Origin of the sequence: Bordetella genomosp. 10, from assembly GCF_002261225.1 — a bacterium.
Classification (GTDB): domain Bacteria; phylum Pseudomonadota; class Gammaproteobacteria; order Burkholderiales; family Burkholderiaceae_B; genus Bordetella_C.
In genome coordinates, this window is sequence record NZ_NEVM01000005.1 from 40,104 (window position 1) to 61,984 (window position 21,881).

The following is a 21,881-nucleotide window of genomic DNA, read 5'->3' on the forward strand; positions in this document are numbered from 1 at the left end:
TCCTCCCCGGAATCCGCATGCCCACTCTTCATCTCGGAGCCCTCTCCCCCATGCCATAGTCCCTCCTGGCAAGAACAATAACCAAGACCAGGAGACTCGACATGTCCACCCCGCTATCCCGCCTGCGCGCGCGCCTGCACGCCGGCTTCCTGCTGCTGGCCCTATGCTGGACCGCCGCCGCCGCGGCCGCCCAGGCCTGGCCCGACCGCCCCGTCTACGTCGTGGTGCCCTATGCCCCCGGCGGCATCGCAGACATCGCCGCGCGCGCGGTCGCCCAGAAGCTGGCCGTCAATACGGGCCAGTCCTTCATCGTGGAAAACAAACCCGGGGCGGACACGCGCATCGGCACCGAGCAGGTCGCGCGCGCCAAACCCGACGGCTACACCTTGCTGCTGGCCGGCGGCGGTTTCGCCGTCAACAACGCCCTGTTCAACAACCTCCCCTACGACACCGCCCGCGATTTCATGCCGGTAGGCCTGGTCGTGTCCAACCCGCTGGTCCTGGTGGTCGGCCCCACGCAGCCCTTCCACTCCGTGCGGGACCTGCTGGACGCCGCGGCCAAGCCGGACCAGCACGTCACCCTGGCCTCCGGCGGCCGGGGGACGCTGAGCCATATGTCGATGGAGCTGCTGTCCTCGATGGCCAAGGTGCACATCACCCACGTGCCCTATCGCGGCGGATCGGCCTTCGTCGGCGACGTGGTCGGCGGCGTGGTGTCGGGGATTTTCGAGAACCCCAGTTCGGCGATGCCCTTGATCCAGTCCGGCAAATACCGCGCGCTGGCCGTCACCAGCGCCCAGCGCAGCCCCGCGCTGCCCGGCGTGCCCACCATGATCGAAAGCGGCGTGCCGGGCTTCGAGGTCACGAACTGGTTCGGCATGTTCATGCCGGCCGGCGTGCCCGAGCCCGTGGCTGCCCAGATCGCCGCGCAACTGCAGCGCGCGCTGGACGATCCCGCGCTGAAAGCGCGCTTCGCGCGGGACGGCGTGCTGGTGGGCGGCCCCATGCGCGCGGCCTTCGGCAAGTTCGTCGCCGGCGAGACGGCCAAGTGGGGCGACATCGTGCGCAGCCGGGGGATCCGTGCCGACTGAACCGCGTCCCGCCATCGATGCCCATCTATTGCAGGTGTTGCGGCGCGCCGCCGCGCTGGAGAGCGCCAGCCACCGCTGGGAATTGCCCGAGGCGCAGCGCCGGCGGCAGGCCAGCGAGCAAGCCGCCGCCCTGCTGCCGAAGCTGGCGCACCGCGGCCTGACGCGCACCGACGTCTACGCCGTCGCCGCCGGCCGGGAGATTCCGGTGCGGCTGTACCGTCCCGCCGCCGCGGCGGGACGGCGCGCCGCGTTGATGCCCTATGCGCACGGCGGCGGCTGGGTGGTGGGCAGCATCGCCACGCATGACACGCTGTGCGCGGAGCTGGCGGTCCGCACCGGCTACGTCGTGGCCAGCGTGCATTACCGCCGCGCGCCCGAGCATCGGCATCCCGCGCAGCACGACGACCTGTGGGATGCCGTGGCATGGCTGCTGCGCCACGCCGCCGCGCTGGGCCTGGACGGCGACGCGCCGATGGCGCTGGGCGGCGATAGCGCCGGCGCCCATCTGGCGCTGGGCTGCGCCTATCGCGCGCTGCGGGAAGCGCCCGGCCGCTACGATCGCCTGCTGCTGTTCTACCCGGCCCTGGACCCGGCGATGTCGTCCGGCAGCGCGCGGCGCCATGCCGAGGGCCCCGGCCTGACGCGCGCCGCCATGCGGTATTACTGGGAGGCGCTGTTGGGCGGCGCCGCGCCGCGCCGCTCGCAACGGCTGGCCTTGCCGCTGACGTGGCCGCGGCGCGGCCCGGCGCTGCCGGCCACGGTGCTGGTCACGGCGGAGACCGACATGCTGCGCGACGAAGGGGAAGACTACGCGCGGCGCCTGCAGGCCGCCGGCGTGCGGGTCGCGCACTGGCGCGCGCCCGGCATGGTGCACGGTTTCGCGCGCATGCTGGCCGCCAGCCCGGCGGCGCGCCGGCAAGTGCGGCGGGCCTGCCGCGCGCTACTGGACATTGCCTGAACCGGCCGCCGGCGCCGGCGCGGCGGGCAGCCATTCGCGCGCCATTTCCTCGGCGCGGGCCATCAACCAGTCGCCCGCAGCGCGCACGGCCTGGGCCGGCGCTGCGGTATCGCGCAACACCAGGTAATAGCCGCTGGAGCCCAGCACCACTTCGTTGAACGGCGCCTCCAATTCGCCGGAGGCCAGCGCCTTGCGCACCAGCAGGCGCGGCACGATGGCGACGCCCAGCTCGGCCTGCACGGCCTCCAGCATCACCGAGTAATGATCGTATTCCGGTCCCGTGGCATCCAGCGCCAGGCCGGGAGCCATGGCGCGGGCCCATTCCGTCCACGCGCTGGGGTAAAGCACGTGGCGCAGCAGGGGCGAGAGAGAGATCGGCATAGCGCCGCAATGCCAGTCGCCGGCATAGCGCCGGGGTGGCCACGACGCACATTTCGCGGCCGAACAGATACTGGGCCCGCACGCCCTGCCAGGCCCCGTTGCCGAAGCGGATGTCCGCATCGACGTCGCCGCGGCCCACGCCGCCGCTCAGCAGGCGCGGACGCATCTGAAGATCGATGTCGGGATGATCCACGGCGAATCGCGGCAGGAGCGGCACCAGCCAGTACTGCAATACCGCGGGGGGCGCCAGGAAGGTCACCGTGGCCTTCTGCGCCGGCTTGGCGCGCACCTGCTCCACGGCATGCCAGATCTGCTGCAACGCCGGCTCCGTCGCTTCCAGGAACCTCGCGCCGGCCGGCGTCGGCGCCACGCCGCCGGCGCGGGTGAAAAGCGGCACGCCCAATTGCTTTTCCAGCAGCCCGACATGCTTGCTGACCGTGCTCTGGGTCAGGCACAGCGCATCGGCCGCGCGCGTGAAACTGCCCAGGCGGGCCACCGCAACGAAGATCTGCAACGTGAGCAGGGAAAATGGCGGACGTGACGGCGTCATGGCTGCGGGGGTTGGGCGGTAGCGGAGTCAGTAGGACCGAGACGAGGCAAAAGGGAAGAAGGCGGTCCTGCCCGCCGAAGCGCGACCGCCGGCCTTTTCGGCGACGTCAAGGCGCATCCGGCGGGCGCTTGCATCACGCGCCTTTTTTCTTCCAGCTTCCATTACTGCCAATGGAAACGTATTTGCCTGCCCTCATTATTTCCGCTCTCGCCCGCACCAGCGCTCCGTGCAAAATTTTATCGCTGACCTCGTTCTCGGAGAGTCCCATCCGTTCTCTGTGCCCACCGGAGGCAGTGCGCTTCAGGAAGGGATAGGCCTCCCTCAGAACGCTGGTGAATAGAAAAGGACCCGTCGTCCTGAGCACGTCTTCGGAATCCTTGCTACTAAGATCCGCGCGCGACAATCTTCCTATCATTTCGTGAAGCACGGGATGGCGAGGGACGGCAATGATGGGGGTATTGTTGATTACTTTTTCTTCAATGCCAGGCGGATATACGGGCCACGTAGTAAAAATTCCAAATCTTGGCACATCGACATCCACTATTCCAATGGCCGTATCATCCACATCAGCATAGACACCGCCAAATTTATACAAGGCATAAATTCTGAAAATATCGGCAGCCTGGGCAAATCGCTTGTTTTTTATGGCGAATTTATATCTTGAATATAAATCCGCATAGGCCTCCTCTGATCTGAACTCCTCCAGCTCAGGGGACCTGTGAATATCGATAATCTGAATCCGTGGGTCTAGCGACTCTTTCGATTTCCAGCGTGCCTTCAGCCGATTCAAACGAGTCGGGCCTGTGGAGCTGTCCGTAAAGAGAAAAGACTGGAAACCCTTCTCCGAGTAAAAATGTATAAACCCATTGAGATTGGAGACAAAAAGGTCGGGCAACACCTTGGGCCCCACCCAGATATGCAGCAGATTCCTGGGCAACTTTTCTGTATTTTCGTCATACGAGGAGAGTATTCTTTCCGCGAGAAGTTCCGTCGGACGCTTATGGATAGCGACGTCATCGCTGGCCAGCCCGTTGCCATCCCTTAAGGAAACCGGGTTGTTCCGCACCATGCAGTAGAGATTTTTCCCGTCGACGGCGCCGCCCGGGTCGGGATTGATCCAGCGCCCGATCCATGGCTGGTAATAGCGCAGCCCGTAGTAATAGAGGCCCGCCGCGTCGCGTTCCTTGCCCGAATACCGAATGGTCTTGTATTTGGCCTCGCTGGTGGACGCGACCGCCCATACGGCGGTGCCGCCATAGGGGTAGTACTCCTCCTGAGTGATGACCGCCCCGGTGTCGTCGGTCTCGATCTGGCACGAGTTCTGCCGATCGCTATACCGGTAGCGAATCTGCCGGTTGCCGATGTCGCCTGGCTTTCCAGCGGTCCAGTTCAACACCCGCGCGCCGTCGTCGAGCACCATGACTTCCAACTGCTCGCCCGCGCTCTGTTGACGGATTTCCAGCCCGGGCAGGTAGATGACGTCGGCTTGATTCCAGGCGCCGCTCGCCTTGGCGAATCCGGTCTTGCGTACGCGCCGGCCGCCGCCATCGTAGGCATAACTCTCGCGGTCGTTCTGCGCCGGGTCCGTGGCGCTACGTTGGACCGTCACCAGGCAACCGAGCTGGTTCAGCCCGCTCCAACGCATCGGCTGCCGCATGTTGCCATCCAGGCAGTTCGCGTTACCGGCCGCATCGAAATAGGTCGCATGCACGTTCGCCGGCGTCGCGCCCGTGGCGGAGGCATTGCTGACGGCGCGATTGCTGGCGAGCGCCACGGTCATGATGCGATTGGGCAAACCGTTGCCCGGGGTAATCCGTATCAGGTTGCCGCCCAGGTCATAGGCGTAGCTACGGCTGTAATTGCGATAGTTCACCGGATCCGGCCCGGGGTTGTCGGTATCCGGCGATCCGCTGGCGACCGCGTTTTCACGCCCACTGGCGCTCAAGAGCCGATAGAGCGCGTCGTAGGTGTACGCGCGCGCGGCCGTCGTGGCCTGATTCTTGAAGCAGGCGGCCTGCGCGGCGTTGTCGGTCATGCCGACGACGTTGCCCACGGGATCGTAGGTGTAGGCCAAGTCCTGCAGCACCGTCGCGATCGCGCCCTGCTTGCGGCTGACCTTGATCCCGAGCACCCGCCCGGTAAGCTGAGGTTCGTACGTGTAGGCGGTGGCAATGCCGTTGGCATCGGCCTTGGTCTCGATCTCGCCGCCCGCGGCGTAGGTGATCGCGGCGGTGACGCCTCTTTCCTCGGCCTGGCCCTGGAGCTGGACCCAGCCCGCGCTCTTGCGCCCGGCGACGTCGTAGGCGCGGCGCTGGACGTGGCCCCGCGCGTCGGTCTGCCGCAGGACCCGACCCAAGGCGTTGTAGGTCCAGGCGGTGCAATAGGCCGGCAGGCCTGTCAGGCCGGCCTGCCAGTCCGCCGCCGACGCGCCGCTCCAATCGCTGGAAGTTTCCGGCGGCAGCAAGGTGCGGTCTTGCCGCTGGGCCGCGCCCTGCACCGTGTAGCCGGCCGCGCGGGTATCGAGCAGGCCCGCCGTGTCGTAGTGCTGGACGACCTGGCCGCGCTGGTTCAGGTTGCGCGGATCGGTCTCGTCGGTCGCGGCATAGCCGGCCGCGGGCAACGCGGCATCTCCGTAAACCCAGCGCTCGCGCACGGCGGGCGCTTGTCCGGCCAGCGCCTCGGTGCGCGACACGGGCCGGCCCAGGGCGTCGCGGGTGAATTGTTGGACCGTGCCGCGGGCATCGCGTTGCCAGACGGGACGGCCGTCGATATCGTGGAAGGCCTGCGCCTGGCCGGCGTCGGCGCCCAGCGTTTGCAGCATCCGGCCCGATAGCGCCGGGGTATATCGGAAATTGAGCGTGGGCGAGGCGCCGCCTTGGGCAAAGAAGCGGGCATCCTGCGAGGACTCGGGCTGGCCCAGGGGATTGAAGGCATCGCGTTCGACGCACTGGCTGGCGACGTCCCCCGGCGCGACGCGGTTATAGCGCAGCGTGCGCACATCGAGGCCGCGGTTGTCGCGAACGCGAATAGTCGGGGTACCAGAGCAAACGGAACTCGACGCCATGACCTCGCAGTACCTGGACGAAGCAGAAGCCCGTCCGTAGCCGGGTGATGCGCGGAGTCTACGCTACCGTATGACGTAACCGCAAGGTTACGCGCGGCGCGGTATCCAGCGTGCGCCGGCGTCGTGCCAAGGACGCGCCGCGACCGCGCCACGACCTCGCGCTTCCGGTAAGCTATCGGCCATGCTCATCAAACCTGCCCTCCACGCGGCCTGCCTCGCGGCCGCTGCTTCTTTCATTCCCTTTGCGGCAAACGCCAGTTGCGGCTGGGGCGACGTCAATCTGCAAAACGCCCAGGCTGCCGTCGTCACCCCGGCCAAGCTTCATTTCGTCAAGCATGCGGATGCGTCCAACCACTGCCCCAGCGACGGCAAGGAGTGCCAGGCGAAGGCCTACCTGATTCGCGGCGACGTGGTGCTGGCGGGCACCCGGGAAGGCGATTTCGTCTGCACCGGCTACGTCACGGCGCGCGGCGACATGCTGCTCGAATGGCTGCCGGCCGCCTCACTGGAGATCGCGCCGGCCGAAGCGCAGAAACCCGTCAATTGGACCGGGACATGGCGCGTCTTCGACAACGAGATAAGCATCGAGCCCAAGGGCGACGCCCTGGCGGTGGACGGCAACGCGACATGGCGCGCGGGCGACAACGTCCACGTGGGCGACCTGCACGGCGTGGTGAAACCCGAGAACGGGCTGCTCGCCTTCACCTCGACGGGCAATGACGCCCTGCCCTACGCGCAAGGCGGCCCGGACGACTGCCGCGTCAAGATGGCGCGGCGCGGCACCTATCTCCTGGTCGAGGACAACTACAAGTGCGGCGGGATGAACGTCACGTTCACCGGTTTCTACAGACAGAGCGTCATGAAGCAGCACTGAGGCCGCCCTTCACGAGCCTGGCCTCGCGGTGGAGGCCAGAAGCGCGGCCGGATCAGCCGGACTCACCCGAACGCTTCCCCCAAGGTCTGGATCTTCCCCGTCTCGCTTGCGTCGTAGCCGACCAGTTGCCCGATGAAATTCCGGTAGCCCGGCCCCTGCATCACGCCCAGCAACGCTCGCATGGCGGGCTGGTCCATCAGTTCCTTGCGCACGGCGAAGAAATAGCGTTCGCGCGCCAGCGGCACGAAATCCAGGCCGAAGCGATGCGCCGCCGTCTCCACGCCGATGCCGGTGTCGGCCATGCCGCTGGCGATGTGCGCCGCCACCGCCATGTGCGTGAACTCGCTGTTCTCGTAGCCCTGCACCTGCGCCACCGGGATGTCCAGCCGGCGCAGCATCAGTTCGATCAGCAACCGCGTGCTGGAACCGGTCTGGCGATTGACGAAGCGCACGCCCGGCCGCGCCAGGTCGGCCATGCCGCGGATGCGCTTGGGATTGCCGGCCGGCACGAACAGGCCGGTATTGCGCACCGCCAGGTGCACCAGCAAGTGATCCTCGCGATGCAGCCACTGCCGGTAGTGCGCCAGCATGGACGGCTCGAACTCGCCCAGCGGCACCTGGAAGCCGGCCAGGTCGCATTCGCCGCCGTCGAGCGCCGCCAACGCCTCGCTGGCGGTCCGGTAGCGCAGTTCCAGGCCCGGCGCCCGCGCCTGCATGTGCTGCATCAGCGCCTCGACCGCGAAGCCGTGGCTGGCGTGCAGGCGCAGGTGCGGCTTGCCCTCCGGCAGCAGGCGCTGCAACTCTTCCTGCAATTCGGAAGCCAGGCTGTCGAGCATGGGCATCAAGCGCGCCTCGATGCGGCGATTGGCCCACAGCAGACGCTGTCCGAAGGGCGCCAGTTCGGTGCCCTGGCGCCGGTGCGTGACGAGCAGCGGCGCGCCGAACAATGCCTCGAACCTGCGCAGCACGCCCCAGGCGTGGCGATAGGACAGGCCGCAGGCGCGGCAGGCGCCGGCGATGTTGCCCGTGGCGTCGATCGCGGCCAGCAAGGCCAGCACGTCCTGTAGCGGGATACCGCCGTCGGCGTCGTCGCGCTCCAGCCACCAGCCCGGCCGCAGCGCGACGCGGAAAGCGCCGGTGTGGTCGTTCATGAGGCGGAGTGTACGCCCGGGTGTACACCAAATAGGAAAATAATTTCATATTGAACCGGGAGCCCGCTGGCTTTAGAGTCGCGCCAAGGAGACACCGGCATCGTCATATATGTCCCAAATAGCATATAGACGTAGCATATAGACGGCCGTACACCACAGAACCTCGGGAGCCCAACTCCATGATCAAAGGTCAGGCCAGGATAGATCTGGCATCCACCGGCGCCGCGCGCGGGACGCATGACGCCCAGCGCCCGCCGGACAACGCCCATGGCGCGCCCTGTACGCCCGCGCTGGCCGCCGTCCAGCGCATCGTCGCCGCGCACGCGCAACGGCCTGGCCCCCTGTTGCCCATCCTGCATGCGGTCCAGGCCGAACTGGGCCACATCCCGCCGGACACCGTGCAGGCCATCGCGGACGGCCTGAACCTGTCGCGCGCCGAGGTCCATGGCGTCATCACCTTCTATCCGCACTTCCGCCAGGCGCCGCCGGGCCGTCACGTCGTCGAGTTGTGCCGGGCCGAGTCCTGCCAGGCCATGGGCAGCGAGCGCCTGGCCGAGCACGCGCGCAAAAAGCTGGGCTGCGATTTCCACGCCAGCAGCGCCGACGGCGCCTACACGCTGGAGCCCGTCTACTGCCTGGGCCTGTGCGCGCAATCGCCGGCCATGCTGGTGGACGGCGTGCCCTATGCCCGGCTCACGCCCAAGCGCTTCGACAAGATCCTGGGCTACGTGACGGAGGCCGCGAAATGAACCAGCCATCCGTGATGCCGGCGCCGACCGCCGTGACGGTCTACGTCCCGCGCGACGCCGCCGCCCTGGCGGTGGGCGCCGACGCCGTGGCCCTGGCCGTCAGCACCGAGGCGGCCCGCCGCGGGCTGGCCGTGCGCGTGGTGCGCAACGGTTCGCGCGGCCTGCTGTGGCTCGAAACCTTGGTCGAGGTCGCCACCCCGGCCGGCCGCGTGGCCTATGGCCCCATAGACGCCGACGACGTGCCCGGCCTGTTCGACGCCGGCTGGCTGGCCGGCGCCGCCCACGCGCTGTGCCATGGCCTCACCGAGGAAATCCCCTATCTCAAGCGCCAGGAACGCCTGACCTTCGCGCGCGTCGGCATCGTCGACCCGCGCTCGGCCGCGGACTACGAGGCGAACGGCGGCCTCGCCGGCCTGCGCCGCGCGCTGGCCATGGAACCGGCGCAAATCGTCGAGGAAGTCCTGCAATCCGGCCTGCGCGGCCGCGGCGGCGCCGCCTTCCCCACGGGCATCAAGTGGAAGACCGTGGCCTCGGCGCCGGCCGCGCAGAAGTACATCGTGTGCAACGCCGACGAAGGCGATTCGGGCACTTTCGCGGACCGCCTGTTGATGGAAGGCGACCCCTTCGTGCTGATCGAAGGCATGGCCATCGCCGGCCTGGCGGTGGGCGCGACCGCCGGCTATATCTACGTGCGCTCCGAATATCCGCAATCGATCGAGGCGCTGGACGCGGCGATCGCGGCGGCGCGCGCCGCCGGGTGGCTGGGCGACGACGTCTGCGGCAGCAGCCGCCGCTTCGACCTGGAAGTGCGGACCGGCGCGGGCGCCTACATCTGCGGCGAGGAAACCTCGCTGCTCGAAAGCCTGGAGGGCAAGCGCGGCGTGGTGCGCGCCAAGCCGCCGCTGCCGGCCATCGCCGGCCTGTTCGGCAAGCCCACCGTCATCAATAACGTGATCTCGCTGGCCTCGGTGCCCATCATCCTGGCGCGCGGCGCGCAACACTACCGCGACTACGGGGTGGGCCGCTCCACCGGCACCCTGCCCTTCCAGTTGGCCGGCAACCTGCGCCAGGGCGGCCTGGTCGAGAAGGCCTTCGGCCTGACCCTGCGCGAACTGCTCTACGACTTCGGCGGCGGCAGCGCCAGCGGCCGGCCGCTGCGCGCGGTGCAGGTCGGCGGCCCGCTGGGCGCCTACCTGCCCGAGTCGCAATGGGACATCCCGCTGGACTACGAGGCCTATGCGGCGGCGTCGGCCATGATCGGCCACGGCGGCCTGGTCGCCTTCGACGACAGCGTGGACATGCTGCGCATGGCGCGCTACGCGATGGAATTCTGCGCGGTCGAATCCTGCGGCAAGTGCACGCCATGCCGCATCGGCTCGACGCGCGGCATGGAGACGCTGGACCGCATCGCGGCCGGCGGCGCCGACCACGGGAAACAGGTCGTGCTGCTGCGCGACCTGTGCGACACCATGCTGGGCGGCTCGCTGTGCGCGCTCGGCGGCATGACGCCCTACCCCGTGCTGTCGGCGCTCGACCATTTCCCCCAGGACTTCGGCCTGGAACGGACGGCCCGCCAGCCGGCCCATCAGCCGGCCTGACGGCCCGCACGGGAGACAACGATCATGCTAGAGACCGTCGTAAAACGAGAACGCGACTACGGCACCCCGGCGCGCGCCGCCGAAGAAATGGTGAGCCTGACCATAGACGGCCAGGAGATCCAGGCGCCCGCCGGCACGTCGATCATGCGCGCGGCCGCCGAGGCCGGCATCAACATCCCCAAGCTGTGCGCCACCGACAGCCTGGAAGCCTTCGGCTCCTGCCGCCTGTGCCTGGTGCAGATCGACGGCCGGCGCGGGTATCCGGCCTCCTGCACCACGCCGGTGGAAGCCGGCATGGTGGTGCGCACCGAAACGCCCAAGCTGCATGAACTGCGCCGCGGCGTGATGGAGCTGTACATCTCCGACCACCCGCTGGACTGCCTGACCTGCCCCGCCAACGGCGACTGCGAACTGCAGGACATGGCCGGCGTGGTGGGGCTGCGCGAGGTGCGCTACGGCTACCAGGGCGCCAACCACCTGCAAAGCGCCAAGGACGAGTCGAACCCCTACTTCGCCTACGATCCCTCCAAGTGCATCGTCTGCAACCGCTGCGTGCGCGCCTGCGAGGAAACCCAGGGCACCTTCGCGCTGACCATCTCGGGCCGCGGCTTCGAATCCCGCGTGTCGGCGGGCCAGGACCAGCCTTTCATGGAAAGCGAGTGCGTGTCCTGCGGCGCCTGCGTGCAGGCCTGCCCGACCTCCACGCTACAGGAAAAGACCGTCATCATGATGGGCCAGGCCGAACATTCGGTCGTCACCACCTGCGCCTACTGCGGCGTGGGCTGCGCCTTCCGCGCCGAGATGAAGGGCCAGGAAGTGGTGCGCATGGTGCCGTGGAAGGACGGCCAGGCCAACCGCGGCCACTCCTGCGTCAAGGGCCGCTTCGCCTGGGGCTACGCCACGCACAAGGAACGCGTGCTCAAGCCCATGATCCGCAAGCGCATCAGCGATCCCTGGCGCGAGGTCAGTTGGGAAGAAGCCATCGGCCACGCGGCCGCCGAGTTCAAGCGGCTGCAGGCCACCTACGGCCGCGACGCCGTCGGCGGCATCACGTCCTCGCGCTGCACCAACGAGGAGACCTGGCTGGTGCAGAAGCTGGTGCGCGCCGCCTTCAACACCAACAACGTCGACACCTGCGCCCGCGTCTGCCACTCGCCCACCGGCTACGGACTGAAGCAGACCCTGGGCGAATCGGCCGGCACGCAGACCTTCGATTCGGTGATGCATGCCGACGTGGTCGTGGTGATGGGGGCCAACCCCAGCAGCGGCCATCCGGTCTTCGCCTCGCGCCTGAAAAAGCGGCTGCGCCAGGGCGCGCGGCTCATCGTCATCGACCCGCGCCGCATCGAGCTGGTCAGCTCGCCGCACATCAAGGCGGACTTCCATCTTCAGGTGCGGCCCGGCACCAATGTCGCGCTGCTGTCGTCGCTGGCCCACGTCATCGCCACCGAGAACCTGATCGACGAGGCCTACGTGGCCGCGCGCTGCGAGAAGAAGGCCTTCGAGGAATGGCGCGCCTTCGTATCGCAGCCGGAGAATTCGCCGGAAGCCATGGAATCGGTCACCGGCGTGCCGGCGGCCGCCGTGCGCGGCGCGGCGCGCCTGTACGCGACGGCCGGCAACGGCGCCATCTACTACGGCCTGGGCGTGACCGAGCACAGCCAGGGCTCGACCACGGTGATGGGCATCGCCAACCTGGCCATGGCCACCGGCAACATCGGCCGCGAAGGCGTCGGCGTGAACCCGCTGCGCGGCCAGAACAACGTGCAGGGCTCCTGCGACATGGGCTCCTTCCCGCACGAGCTGCCGGGCTACCGCCACATTTCCGACGACGCGGTGCGCGCCCAATTCGAGCAGGATTGGGGCGTGACGCTGCAGCCGGAGCCGGGCCTGCGCATTCCCAATATGTTCGAGGCGGCGCTGGGCGGCTCCTTCAAGGGCCTTTACTGCCAGGGCGAGGACATCGTCCAGTCCGATCCCAACACGCAGCACGTGGCGGCCGCCCTGGCCGCCATGGAATGCATCGTGGTGCAGGACCTGTTCCTCAACGAGACCGCCAAGTACGCCCACGTGTTCCTGCCGGGTTCCTCCTTCCTGGAGAAGGACGGCACCTTCACCAATGCCGAACGGCGAATCTCGCGCGTGCGCAAGGTGATGGAGCCGAAGAACGGCAAGGCCGACTGGGAAGTGACCGTGGCCTTGTCCAACGCGCTCGGCTACCCCATGAACTACCGCCATCCGTCCGAGATCATGGACGAGATCGCGCGCCTGACGCCGACCTTCGCCGGCGTCAGCTACGAGAAGCTGGAGCACCTGGGCAGCCTGCAATGGCCCTGCACCGAGGAGACGCCGGATGGCACGCCCATCATGCACGTCGACGAGTTCGTGCGCGGCAAGGGGCGCTTCATCATTACCAAGTACGTGGCGAGCGACGAGCGCAGCACGCGCAAGTTCCCGCTGCTGCTGACCACCGGCCGCATCCTGTCCCAGTACAACGTCGGCGCCCAGACGCGCCGCACGCCCAACGTCATGTGGCACGGCGAGGACGTGCTGGAGGTGCATCCGCAGGACGCCGAGGACAGGGGCATCGCCAGCGGCGACTGGGTGGGCGTGCAGAGCCGGGCCGGCGAAACCGTGCTGCGCGCCGTCCTGACCGATCGCGTGCAGCCGGGCGTGGTATACACCACCTTCCATTTTCCGGAGTCGGGCGCCAACGTGGTGACCACCGACAATTCGGACTGGGCCACCAACTGTCCGGAGTACAAGGTGACGGCCGTGCAGGTCGTGCGGGTGTCCCAGCCTTCGGAGTGGCAGCGCCAATGGAGCCGGTTCACCGATATCCAGCAGAAACTGCTGGCCGAACGCGAAGCGGCGCCCGCCGGCAAGTAAACGCACCGACGCCATACCCACATACGCCATACCCCATACCGATTCCCTGCCCGCCCGACCATGGACCCGCACAACCTGATCCGCATGGCCAACCGCATCGGCGACTTCTTCGACGCCATGCCGGACCGGCCGGAAGCGCTGGAAGGCATCGCCGGCCACATCCAGAAATTCTGGGAGCCGCGCATGCGCAATGAACTGCTGGCGTTCCTGCAGCGGCATCCCGATGGCGTCGACGGCGATACCCGCCTCGCTCCCATCGTGCTGCAGGCCGTCACGCAATACCGCGAGCGCCTGTTGCCGCGCGTCGCGGCGCCGGCGTCGGCTTCGACCACGCCGCCCGCGCCCGCCGGAACGCCGGCCGGGCAGCCATGAATCGCCCGATCCACGCATCTTCCCGGCCATTCCCCTCCTGAAGTACCCCAGAGAAAGACCCCAGAGAAGTACCCATGAAGTACCCGCGATACCCCGTCTCGCCGTCTCGCCGCTTCTACGAACGACAATTAAAGGAAATAAGATGAATACGGCAACCACCCTAGACCTGCCGGGTTCGCGACCCGGCTTTCTCGACAAGGAACGCACCATCGCCGGCCCCGGCTTCAGCCGCTGGCTGGTCCCGCCGGCCGCGCTGGCGATCCACCTGTGCATCGGCATGGCCTACGGCTTTTCCGTGTTCTGGCTGCCGCTGTCCAAGGCCCTGGGCGGCAACGCCCCCCAGGCCTGCGCGGCCGGCATGAGCCTGTTCGACGAACTCTTCACCACCACCTGCGACTGGCGCATCTCCAGCCTGACCGGGACCTACATCCTGTTCTTCGTGGTGCTCGGCTGCGCCGCCGCGCTCTGGGGCGGCTGGCTCGAACGCGCGGGCCCGCGCAAGGCCGGCCTGGTGGCGGCGCTGTGCTGGTGCGGCGGCCTGGTGATCTCCGCCATCGGCGTCTACGTGCATCAACTGTGGATGCTGTGGGTCGGCTCCGGCATCATCGGCGGCATCGGTCTGGGCCTGGGCTACATCTCGCCCGTCAGCACGCTGATCAAGTGGTTCCCGGACCGCCGCGGCATGGCCACGGGCATGGCCATCATGGGTTTCGGCGGCGGCGCCATGGTCGGCGCGCCGCTGGCCAATGCGCTGATGCGCTACTACGCCGAACCGGGCTCGCCCGGCGTCTGGCAGACCTTCCTGACCATGGCCGCGATCTACGCCGTCTTCATGGTCGGGGGCGCGCTGGGCTACCGCGTGCCGGCCTCCAACTGGAAACCGGAAGGCTGGACCGCGCCCGCCGCCCATACGCGCAACGCCATGATCACCCACGGCCACGTGCACGTGAAGAAGATCTGGGGCGTGCCGCAGTTCTGGCTGGTATGGCTGGTGCTGTGCCTGAACGTGACCGCCGGCATCGGCATCCTGAGCATGGCCTCGCCGCTGCTGCAGGAAGTCTTCGGCGGCAGCCTGATCGGCCAGGACAGCCTGGGCTTCGCGCAGTTGAACAAGGAGCAACTGGCCGTCATCGCCACCATCGCCGCCGGCTTCACCGGCCTGCTGAGCCTGTTCAACATCGGCGGCCGCTTCGTCTGGGCCAGCCTGTCGGACAAGCTGGGCCGCAAGCTGACCTACGCGGTGTTCTTCGTGGCCGGCATCGTGCTGTACGCCTCGGTGCCCTGGTCCGCGCACAATAGCCACCTGGCCCTGTTCGTCGGCGCCTTCTGCATCATCCTGTCGTTCTACGGCGGCGGCTTCGCCACCGTGCCGGCCTACCTGGCCGACCTGTTCGGGACGCAGATGGTGGGCGCCATCCACGGCCGCCTGCTGACCGCGTGGTCCGCCGCCGGCATCTTCGGGCCCATGCTGATCAGCTCGCTGCGCGAATACCAATTGTCCATCGGCGTGCCGCGCGCGCAGGTGTACGACATCACCATGTACATCCTGGCCGGCCTGCTGCTGCTGGGCCTGCTGTGCAACCTGGCCATCCGCCCGGTCAACCCCAAGCACTTCATGACGGACGGGGAACTGGCCACCGAGAAGGCGCTGGCCCATGAGCGCGTCTCCGCCTCCGAGGTGCATGGCCAGGGCGCCAGCACCTTCCGCACGCCGGCCGCCCTGGTGCTGTTCGCCTGGGCGTGCGTGGTGATCCCGCTGGCCTACGGCTTCTGGGGCACGCTGCAACAGGCGGTGGTGCTGTTCCGGTAGGACGGCGGCACGGCGATAAAAAACGGCGCGTTCCCGATGAACGCGCCGTTTTTCGTTTGCCGCGAGCAAAGCCCAAGGCCCAAGGCCCGGAGGCCCCGGCGGTGCCGCTTATTACTTCTTCCGCGTGGGCGGCAGGTCCGTGCAAACGCCTTCCGCCACTTCCGCGGCCATGCCCACCGACTCGCCCAGCGTGGGATGCGGGTGGATGGTCTTGGCGATGTCGACCACGTCCGCGCCCATTTCCACCGCCAGGGCCAATTCGCTGATCAGGTCGCCGGCATGGGTGCCGACGATGCCGCCGCCCAGAATGCGATGGGTTTCGGCGTCGAACAGCAGCTTGGTGAAGCCCTCGTCGCGGCCGTTGGCGATGGCGCGGCCGGAGGCGGCCCAGGGGAAGACGCCCTTCTCGATCTTGATGCCCTGCTTCTTGGCATCGTCCTCGGTCAGGCCGACCCAGGCCACTTCCGGATCGGTGTAGGCCACCGCCGGAATGACGCGGGCGTCGAAGAAGGACTTCTCGCCGGACGCGGCCTCGGCCGCCACGTGGCCTTCGTGCACGGCCTTGTGCGCCAGCATGGGCTGGCCGACGATGTCGCCGATGGCATAGATGTGCGGCACGTTGGTGCGCATCTGCTTGTCGACGTCGATGAAGCCGCGGTCCGTCACCGCGATGCCCGCCTTGTCGGCGCCGATCTTCTTGCCGTTGGGGCTGCGGCCGACGGCCTGCAGCACCAGGTCGTAGCGCTGCGGCTCTTTCGGCGCGCCCTCGCCCTCGAAGGTGACGTAGATGCCGTCCTTCCTGGCTTCCGCCGCGACCGTCTTGGTCTTGAGCATGATGTTGTCGAAGCGCGGCGCATTCATCTTCTGCCACACCTTGACCAGGTCGCGGTCCGCGCCCTGCATCAGGCCGTCCAGCATTTCCACCACGTCCAGGCGCGCGCCCAGCGTCGAGTAGACCGTGCCCATTTCCAGGCCGATGATCCCGCCGCCGACGATCAGCATCTTCTTGGGGATGCTGCGCAGGAGCAGCGCGCCGGTCGAATCGACGATGCGTTCGTCGTCGGGCAGGAAAGGCAGGCGCACGGCCTGGCTGCCCGCCGCGATGATGGCGTTCTTGAAGCGGATGGTCTGGGTCTTGCCGTCGGCCGCCTTCACCGTCAGGTGATGGGGATCGGCGAACTCGCCCACGCCGGTCACCACGGTGACCTTGCGCATCTTGGCCATGCCGCCCAGGCCGCCGGTCAGCTTGCCGACCACGCTGTCCTTGAAGCTGCGCAGCTTGTCCAGGTCGATCTTGGGCTCGCCGAAGGTGATGCCGTGATCGGCCAGGGCCTTGGCTTCCTCCATGACCGCCGCGACGTGCAGCAGCGCCTTCGAGGGGATGCACCCCACGTTCAGGCAGACGCCGCCCAGCGTCGAATAGCGTTCGACCAGGACGGTCTTCATGCCCAGGTCGGCGGCGCGGAAAGCGGCCGAATAGCCGCCCGGGCCGGCGCCCAGCACCAGCATGTCGCACTCGAGGTCGGCGCTGCCGGAATAGGACGACGCGACCGGCGCGGTGGCCGGCGGCGCGGCCTTGGCGGCCGGCGGCGGCGCCGGCATCTTGGGCGCCTCGGCGGCGGCCGCCTTGGGCGCGGCCGCCGGCGCGGCGGCGCCGGACGGCTCCAGGTCCAGCACCACCGAACCCATCGACACCTTGTCGCCGACCTTGACCTTCACCGCCTTCACCACGCCGGCTTGCGACGAGGGGATTTCCATCGAGGCCTTGTCCGACTCGACCGTGATCAGGCTCTGCTCGGCCTGGATCGTGTCGCCCGGGGCCACCAGCACTTCGATGACTTCCACTTCCTTGAAGTCGCCGATATCGGGTACCTTGATTTCCACCGTGTTGCTCATAGGGCTCCCCGTTTACAGCGCGATGCGGCGGAAGTCGGCCAGCAGCGCGCCCAGATAGGCATTGAAGCGGGCCGCGGCGGCGCCGTCGATGACGCGGTGGTCATAGGACAGCGACAGCGGCAGGATCAGGCGGGGCACGAACTCCTTGCCGTTCCACACCGGCTTGCGATCCGAGCGCGAGACGCCCAGGATGGCCACTTCCGGCGCGTTGATGATGGGCGTGAAGTGGGTGCCGCCGATGCCGCCCAGCGACGAGATCGAGAAGCAGCCGCCCTGCATTTCGGCCGGCGACAGCTTGCCGTCGCGCGCCTTCTTGGCCAGGTCGGAGGTTTCCTTGGCGATCTCGAAGACGCCCTTCTTGTCGGCGTCGCGGATCACCGGCACCACCAGCCCGTTGGGCGTGTCGGCCGCGAAGCCGATGTGGTAGTACTGCTTCAGGACCAGGTTGTCGCCGTCCAGCGAGGCGTTGAACTCGGGGAATTTCTTCAGGGCCGCGACCACGGCCTTGATCAGGAACGCGAGCATGGTGACCTTGATGCCGGCCTTCTCGTTTTCCTTGTTCAGCGTCACGCGCAGCGCTTCCAGGTCGGTGATGTCCGCTTCGTCATTGTTGGTGACGTGCGGGATCATGACCCAGTTGCGATGCAGGTTGGCGCCGGAGATCTTCTTGATGCGCGACAGCGGCTTGGCTTCGATCGGCCCGAACTTGGCGAAGTCGACCTGCGGCCACGGCAGCACGCTCAGGCCGCCGCCGGCCACGGCCGGGGCGCCCGAGGCGGCGGGTGCCCCGCCGGCCAGGGCCTGCTTGACGAAGTTGCGCACGTCATCCTGCGTAATGCGGTCCTTTGGACCGGTGCCCTTCACGCGCACCAGGTCCACGCCCAGTTCGCGCGCGAACTTGCGCACCGACGGCGAGGCATGCGGCAGTTGGCCGGGCTTGAGCGCGGACGCTTCCAGCGCGGCGGCCGGGCGTTGGGCGGCCTGGGCCGGCGCGGCCTTGGGCGCGGGCGCCGCTTCGGCCTTGCCCGCGTCGGCCTTCGCCGCGGGCGCGCTTTCCGCCTGCGGCGCGGCGGCCGGCGCGGCGCCGCCGCCACCCTCGACCACCAGCACGACGGAACCCTTGGATACCTTGTCGCCCACCTTGACGTTGATGGACTTGACCACGCCGCCCTGCGAGGCCGGGATCTCCATCGAAGCCTTGTCGGACTCCACGGTGATCAGGCTTTGTTCCGGCTTGATCGTGTCGCCGACGGCGACCATCACCTCGATGACTTCCACTTCCTTGAAGTCGCCGATATCGGGCACGGTGATTTCGGCTTCGCCGCCGCCTTGGGCGGGCGCCGGCGCGGCCGCTTCGGCCTTGGACGCCGCGGCGGCCTGGGCCTTGGGCGCTTCGGCCTGGGCCGGCGCGGCGGCGGGCGCCGCCGCGGCATCAGCCGCTTCCAGCTCCAGCACCACCGAACCCATCGACACCTTGTCGCCGACCTTGACCTTCACCGCCTTCACCACGCCGGCTTGCGACGAGGGGATTTCCATGGACGCCTTGTCCGATTCGACCGTGATCAGGCTTTGTTCGGCCTGGATCGTGTCGCCGGGGGCCACCAGCACTTCGATGACCTCCACTTCCTTGAAGTCGCCGATATCGGGTACCTTGATTTCCACCGTATTGCTCATGTGTTTTACCCTCAGGCGTATTGGGGGTTGGCTTTATTGGGATCGATGCCGTACTTCTTGATGGCCTCGGCGACCTTGGCGACCGGGACCGTGCCTTCGTCGGCCAGCGCCTTCAGCGCCGACAATACAACGAAGTGGCGGTCCACCTCAAAGTGCTCGCGCAGCTTGGCGCGGAAATCCGAACGGCCGAAGCCGTCGGTGCCCAGCACGCGATAGTCGCGGCCCTTGGGCATGAACGGGCGGATCTGGTCGGCGAACAGCTTCATGTAGTCGGTCGACGCGATGATGGGGCCCGTGGTCTTTTCCAGTTGCTGGGTGACGAAGGGCACCTGCGGCTTCTTGTCTTCCGGGTGCAGCAGGTTGTGGCGATCCACGTCCAGGCCGTCGCGGCGCAGCAGCGTGAAGCTGGTGACGCTCCACAGGTCCGAACCGATGCCCCAATCCGCCTCCAGCAGGTCCTGGGCGGCCTGCACTTCGCGCAGGATGGTGCCGGAGCCCATCAACTGCACGCGCTGCTTGCCCTTGCCGACGCTCCTGAGCTTGTACATGCCGCGCACGATGCCTTCCTCGTCGCCGGCGGTCAGGCCAGGCTGCGAGTAGTTTTCGTTCATCACGGTCAGGTAGTAGTACACGTTCTCCTGGTTCTCGACCATGCGGCGCAGGCCGTCCTGGACGATGACCGCCAGTTCGTGCGCGTAGGTCGGGTCGTAGGGAACGCAGTTCGGGATGGTCGCCGCCAGCAGGTGGCTGTGGCCGTCCTCATGCTGCAGGCCTTCGCCGTTGAGCGTGGTGCGGCCGGCGGTGCCGCCGATCAGGAAGCCGCGCGCCTGCATGTCGCCGGCGGCCCAGGCCAGGTCGCCGATGCGCTGGAAGCCGAACATCGAGTAGTACACGAAGAACGGGATCATGATGCGGTTGTTCGTCGAGTACGACGTCGCCGCGGCGATCCACGAGCTCATGGCGCCCGCTTCGTTGATGCCTTCCTGCAGCAGTTGGCCGTCGGCGGATTCCTTGTAGTACATGACCTGGTCCTTGTCGACCGGGATGTACTTCTGGCCTTCCGGCGCATAGATGCCGATCTGGCGGAACAGGCCTTCCATGCCGAAGGTGCGCGACTCGTCGGCCAGGATGGGCACCACGCGCGGGCCCAGTTGCTTGTCGCGCAGGATCTGGTTCAGCGTGCGCACGAAGGCCTGGGTGGTGGAGATCTCGCGCCCTTCCTGGGTCGGCTCCAGCACCGCCTTGAAGGCGTCCAGCGGGGGCGCCTTCAACTGCTCGTCGGCCTTGGTGCGGCGCGCGGGCAGGTAGCCGCCCAGCGCCTTGCGGCGTTCATGCAGGTACTTCATTTCCGGCGAATCCTCGGACGGCTTGAAGTACGGCAGCTTTTCCAGTTGGTCGTCGGGGATGGGGATGCCGAAACGGTCGCGGAATTCGCGGATCGAGTCCAGCTCCAGCTTCTTCTGCTGGTGGGTGGGATTCTTGGCCTGGCCGACGTGGCCCATGCCGTAGCCCTTGATGGTCTTGGCCAGGATGACGGTGGGCTGGCCCTTGTGCGCCGTGGCGGCGGAGAAGGCCGCGTACACCTTGTGCGGATCGTGGCCGCCGCGGTTCAGGCGCCAGATGTCCTCGTCGCTCATGCGCGCGACCATGGCCAGCAACTGCGGATGCTTGCCGAAGAAGTTCTCGCGCACGAACTTGCCGTCGTTGGCCTTGTAGGCCTGGTATTCGCCGTCGACGGTCTCTTCCATCACGCGGCGCAGGATGCCTTCCTTGTCGTGGGCCAGCAGCGGATCCCAGTAGCCGCCCCAGATCAGCTTGATGACGTTCCAGCCGCTGCCGCGGAAATCGCCTTCCAGTTCCTGGATGATCTTGCCGTTGCCGCGCACCGGGCCGTCCAGGCGCTGCAGGTTGCAGTTGACGACGAAGATCAGGTTGTCCAGCTTCTCGCGCGCGGCCAGGGCGATGGCGCCCAGCGATTCCGGCTCGTCCATTTCGCCGTCGCCGCAGAACACCCAGACCTTGCGGTTGGAGGTGTCGGCGATGCCGCGGGCGTGCAGGTACTTGAGGAAGCGCGCCTGGTAGATGGCGGTCAGCGGGCCCAGGCCCATGGACACGGTGGGGAACTGCCAGAATTCCGGCATCAGCTTGGGATGCGGATAGGAGGACAGGCCCTTGCCGTCCACTTCCTGGCGGAAATGATTCAGTTGGTCTTCGGTCAGGCGGCCTTCCAGGTAAGCGCGGCCATAGACGCCGGGCGAGGAGTGGCCCTGGAAATACACCAGGTCGCCGCCGCGCTCGGGGGTCTCGGCGTGCCAGAAGTGGTTCTGGCCGGTGCCGATCATGGTCGCCAGCGAGGCGAAGGAGGCGATGTGGCCGCCCAGGTCGCCGCCGTCGGGCGGGTTATGCTTGTTCGCACGGACCACCATCGCCATGGCGTTCCAGCGCACGTAGGAGCGGATGCGCGCTTCCAGCTCCATGTTGCCGGGATGCGCCGGCTCCAGGCCAGGAGGAATCGTGTTCACATAGGCGGTGTTCGGCGAGTACGGAATGTGCGCGCCGGAACGGCGAGCCTCGTCGATCAGGCGCTCAAGCAGATAATGGGCGCGCTGCGGACCTTCGCGTTCCAGCACCGCCGCCAGGGCTTCGAGCCACTCCTGAGTTTCTAGGGTGTCTTCGTCGTTGGCGGCCGTATAGGCGCCTGCCTGGGCGTTAGAGGACATCGTGTGTCTCCTGAAGGGTTGTGGCCGCGCGCTTCGATAGCGGAGCGGGCAAGAATAACCGGCCTGCGGCGCTATTGCCCTCGGCTGTATGGCAGAGGATGATA

The 21,881-nt window shown here is 67.6% G+C and carries 14 protein-coding genes and 1 pseudogene; 8 read left to right on the forward strand and 7 right to left on the reverse strand.

Annotated elements, in window-relative coordinates:
* The first annotated feature begins 101 nt into the window (after positions 1-101).
* Together CAL29_RS16510 and CAL29_RS16515 are read left to right on the forward strand one after the other, a co-directional pair.
* Entirely contained in the window at positions 102-1,091 is a 990-nt protein-coding gene (locus CAL29_RS16510; protein WP_094854186.1) for a tripartite tricarboxylate transporter substrate binding protein, read from the forward strand.
* A complete protein-coding gene (locus tag CAL29_RS16515; protein ID WP_143277686.1) occupies positions 1,081-2,049 on the forward strand; it encodes an alpha/beta hydrolase in 969 nt (322 codons plus the stop codon). Before CAL29_RS16510 ends, CAL29_RS16515 begins: the two co-directional genes overlap by 11 nt.
* Here the strand turns inward: CAL29_RS16515 and CAL29_RS16520 are convergent.
* The 3 genes and pseudogenes from CAL29_RS16520 to CAL29_RS16530 all read right to left on the reverse strand — a co-directional run bounded on the left by CAL29_RS16520 (position 2,032) and on the right by CAL29_RS16530 (position 6,044).
* Positions 2,032-2,430, reverse strand: coding sequence for a LysR substrate-binding domain-containing protein (locus CAL29_RS16520; RefSeq protein WP_094854188.1), 399 nt, complete (start codon positions 2,428-2,430; stop codon positions 2,032-2,034). The genes CAL29_RS16515 and CAL29_RS16520 overlap by 18 nt on opposite strands.
* Before the next feature lie 43 nt (positions 2,431-2,473).
* A pseudogene (locus CAL29_RS32285) lies at positions 2,474-2,980 on the reverse strand (LysR family transcriptional regulator); the annotation flags it as partial.
* Between the two features lie 133 nt (positions 2,981-3,113).
* The gene (locus CAL29_RS16530) at positions 3,114-6,044 is read right to left on the reverse strand and encodes an RHS repeat-associated core domain-containing protein (RefSeq protein WP_094854189.1); all 2,931 of its coding nucleotides are present in this window, start codon (positions 6,042-6,044) and stop codon (positions 3,114-3,116) included.
* Between the two features lie 181 nt (positions 6,045-6,225).
* On the opposite strand from CAL29_RS16530, the gene CAL29_RS16535 reads away from it, so the two are divergent.
* On the forward strand, positions 6,226-6,918 hold the full coding sequence (locus CAL29_RS16535) for a hypothetical protein (protein ID WP_094854190.1): 693 nt from the start codon (positions 6,226-6,228) through the stop codon (positions 6,916-6,918).
* 62 nt (positions 6,919-6,980) lie between these two features.
* Here the strand turns inward: CAL29_RS16535 and CAL29_RS16540 are convergent, their stop codons facing one another.
* On the reverse strand, positions 6,981-8,069 hold the full coding sequence (locus tag CAL29_RS16540) for a substrate-binding domain-containing protein (RefSeq protein ID WP_094854191.1): 1,089 nt from the start codon (positions 8,067-8,069) through the stop codon (positions 6,981-6,983).
* Positions 8,070-8,248: 179 nt separating this feature from the next.
* Here CAL29_RS16540 and CAL29_RS16545 point away from each other — a divergent pair, with 179 nt between their 5' ends.
* The 5 genes from CAL29_RS16545 (at position 8,249) to CAL29_RS16565 (ending at position 15,487) form a co-directional block, all read left to right on the forward strand.
* Positions 8,249-8,818: a formate dehydrogenase subunit gamma gene (locus CAL29_RS16545; RefSeq protein ID WP_094854192.1), complete on the forward strand. Its 570-nt coding sequence runs from the start codon at positions 8,249-8,251 to the stop codon at positions 8,816-8,818.
* Positions 8,819-8,832: 14 nt separating this feature from the next.
* Positions 8,833-10,416 carry a formate dehydrogenase beta subunit gene (locus tag CAL29_RS16550; protein ID WP_094856695.1) on the forward strand — a complete coding sequence of 528 codons (1,584 nt, stop codon included), beginning with the start codon at positions 8,833-8,835 and terminating at the stop codon, positions 10,414-10,416.
* 24 nt (positions 10,417-10,440) lie between these two features.
* The gene (gene fdhF, locus CAL29_RS16555; protein ID WP_094854193.1) at positions 10,441-13,305 is read left to right on the forward strand and encodes a formate dehydrogenase subunit alpha; all 2,865 of its coding nucleotides are present in this window, start codon (positions 10,441-10,443) and stop codon (positions 13,303-13,305) included.
* A 60-nt stretch (positions 13,306-13,365) separates the two neighbouring features.
* A complete protein-coding gene (locus CAL29_RS16560; RefSeq protein WP_094854194.1) occupies positions 13,366-13,677 on the forward strand; it encodes a formate dehydrogenase subunit delta in 312 nt (103 codons plus the stop codon).
* A gap of 142 nt (positions 13,678-13,819) precedes the next feature.
* Positions 13,820-15,487 carry an OFA family MFS transporter gene (locus tag CAL29_RS16565; RefSeq protein WP_094854195.1) on the forward strand — a complete coding sequence of 556 codons (1,668 nt, stop codon included), beginning with the start codon at positions 13,820-13,822 and terminating at the stop codon, positions 15,485-15,487.
* Between the two features lie 111 nt (positions 15,488-15,598).
* Here the strand turns inward: CAL29_RS16565 and lpdA are convergent, their stop codons facing one another.
* The 3 genes from lpdA to aceE are packed head-to-tail and all read right to left on the reverse strand — an operon-like array spanning position 15,599 to position 21,777.
* Positions 15,599-17,383: a dihydrolipoyl dehydrogenase gene (gene lpdA, locus CAL29_RS16570; protein WP_094854196.1), complete on the reverse strand. Its 1,785-nt coding sequence runs from the start codon at positions 17,381-17,383 to the stop codon at positions 15,599-15,601.
* Between the two features lie 12 nt (positions 17,384-17,395).
* Positions 17,396-19,057: a dihydrolipoyllysine-residue acetyltransferase gene (gene aceF, locus CAL29_RS16575; protein ID WP_094854197.1), complete on the reverse strand. Its 1,662-nt coding sequence runs from the start codon at positions 19,055-19,057 to the stop codon at positions 17,396-17,398.
* Positions 19,058-19,068: 11 nt separating this feature from the next.
* Entirely contained in the window at positions 19,069-21,777 is a 2,709-nt protein-coding gene (gene aceE / locus CAL29_RS16580; protein WP_094854198.1) for a pyruvate dehydrogenase (acetyl-transferring), homodimeric type, read from the reverse strand.
* Positions 21,778-21,881 lie beyond the last annotated feature (104 nt).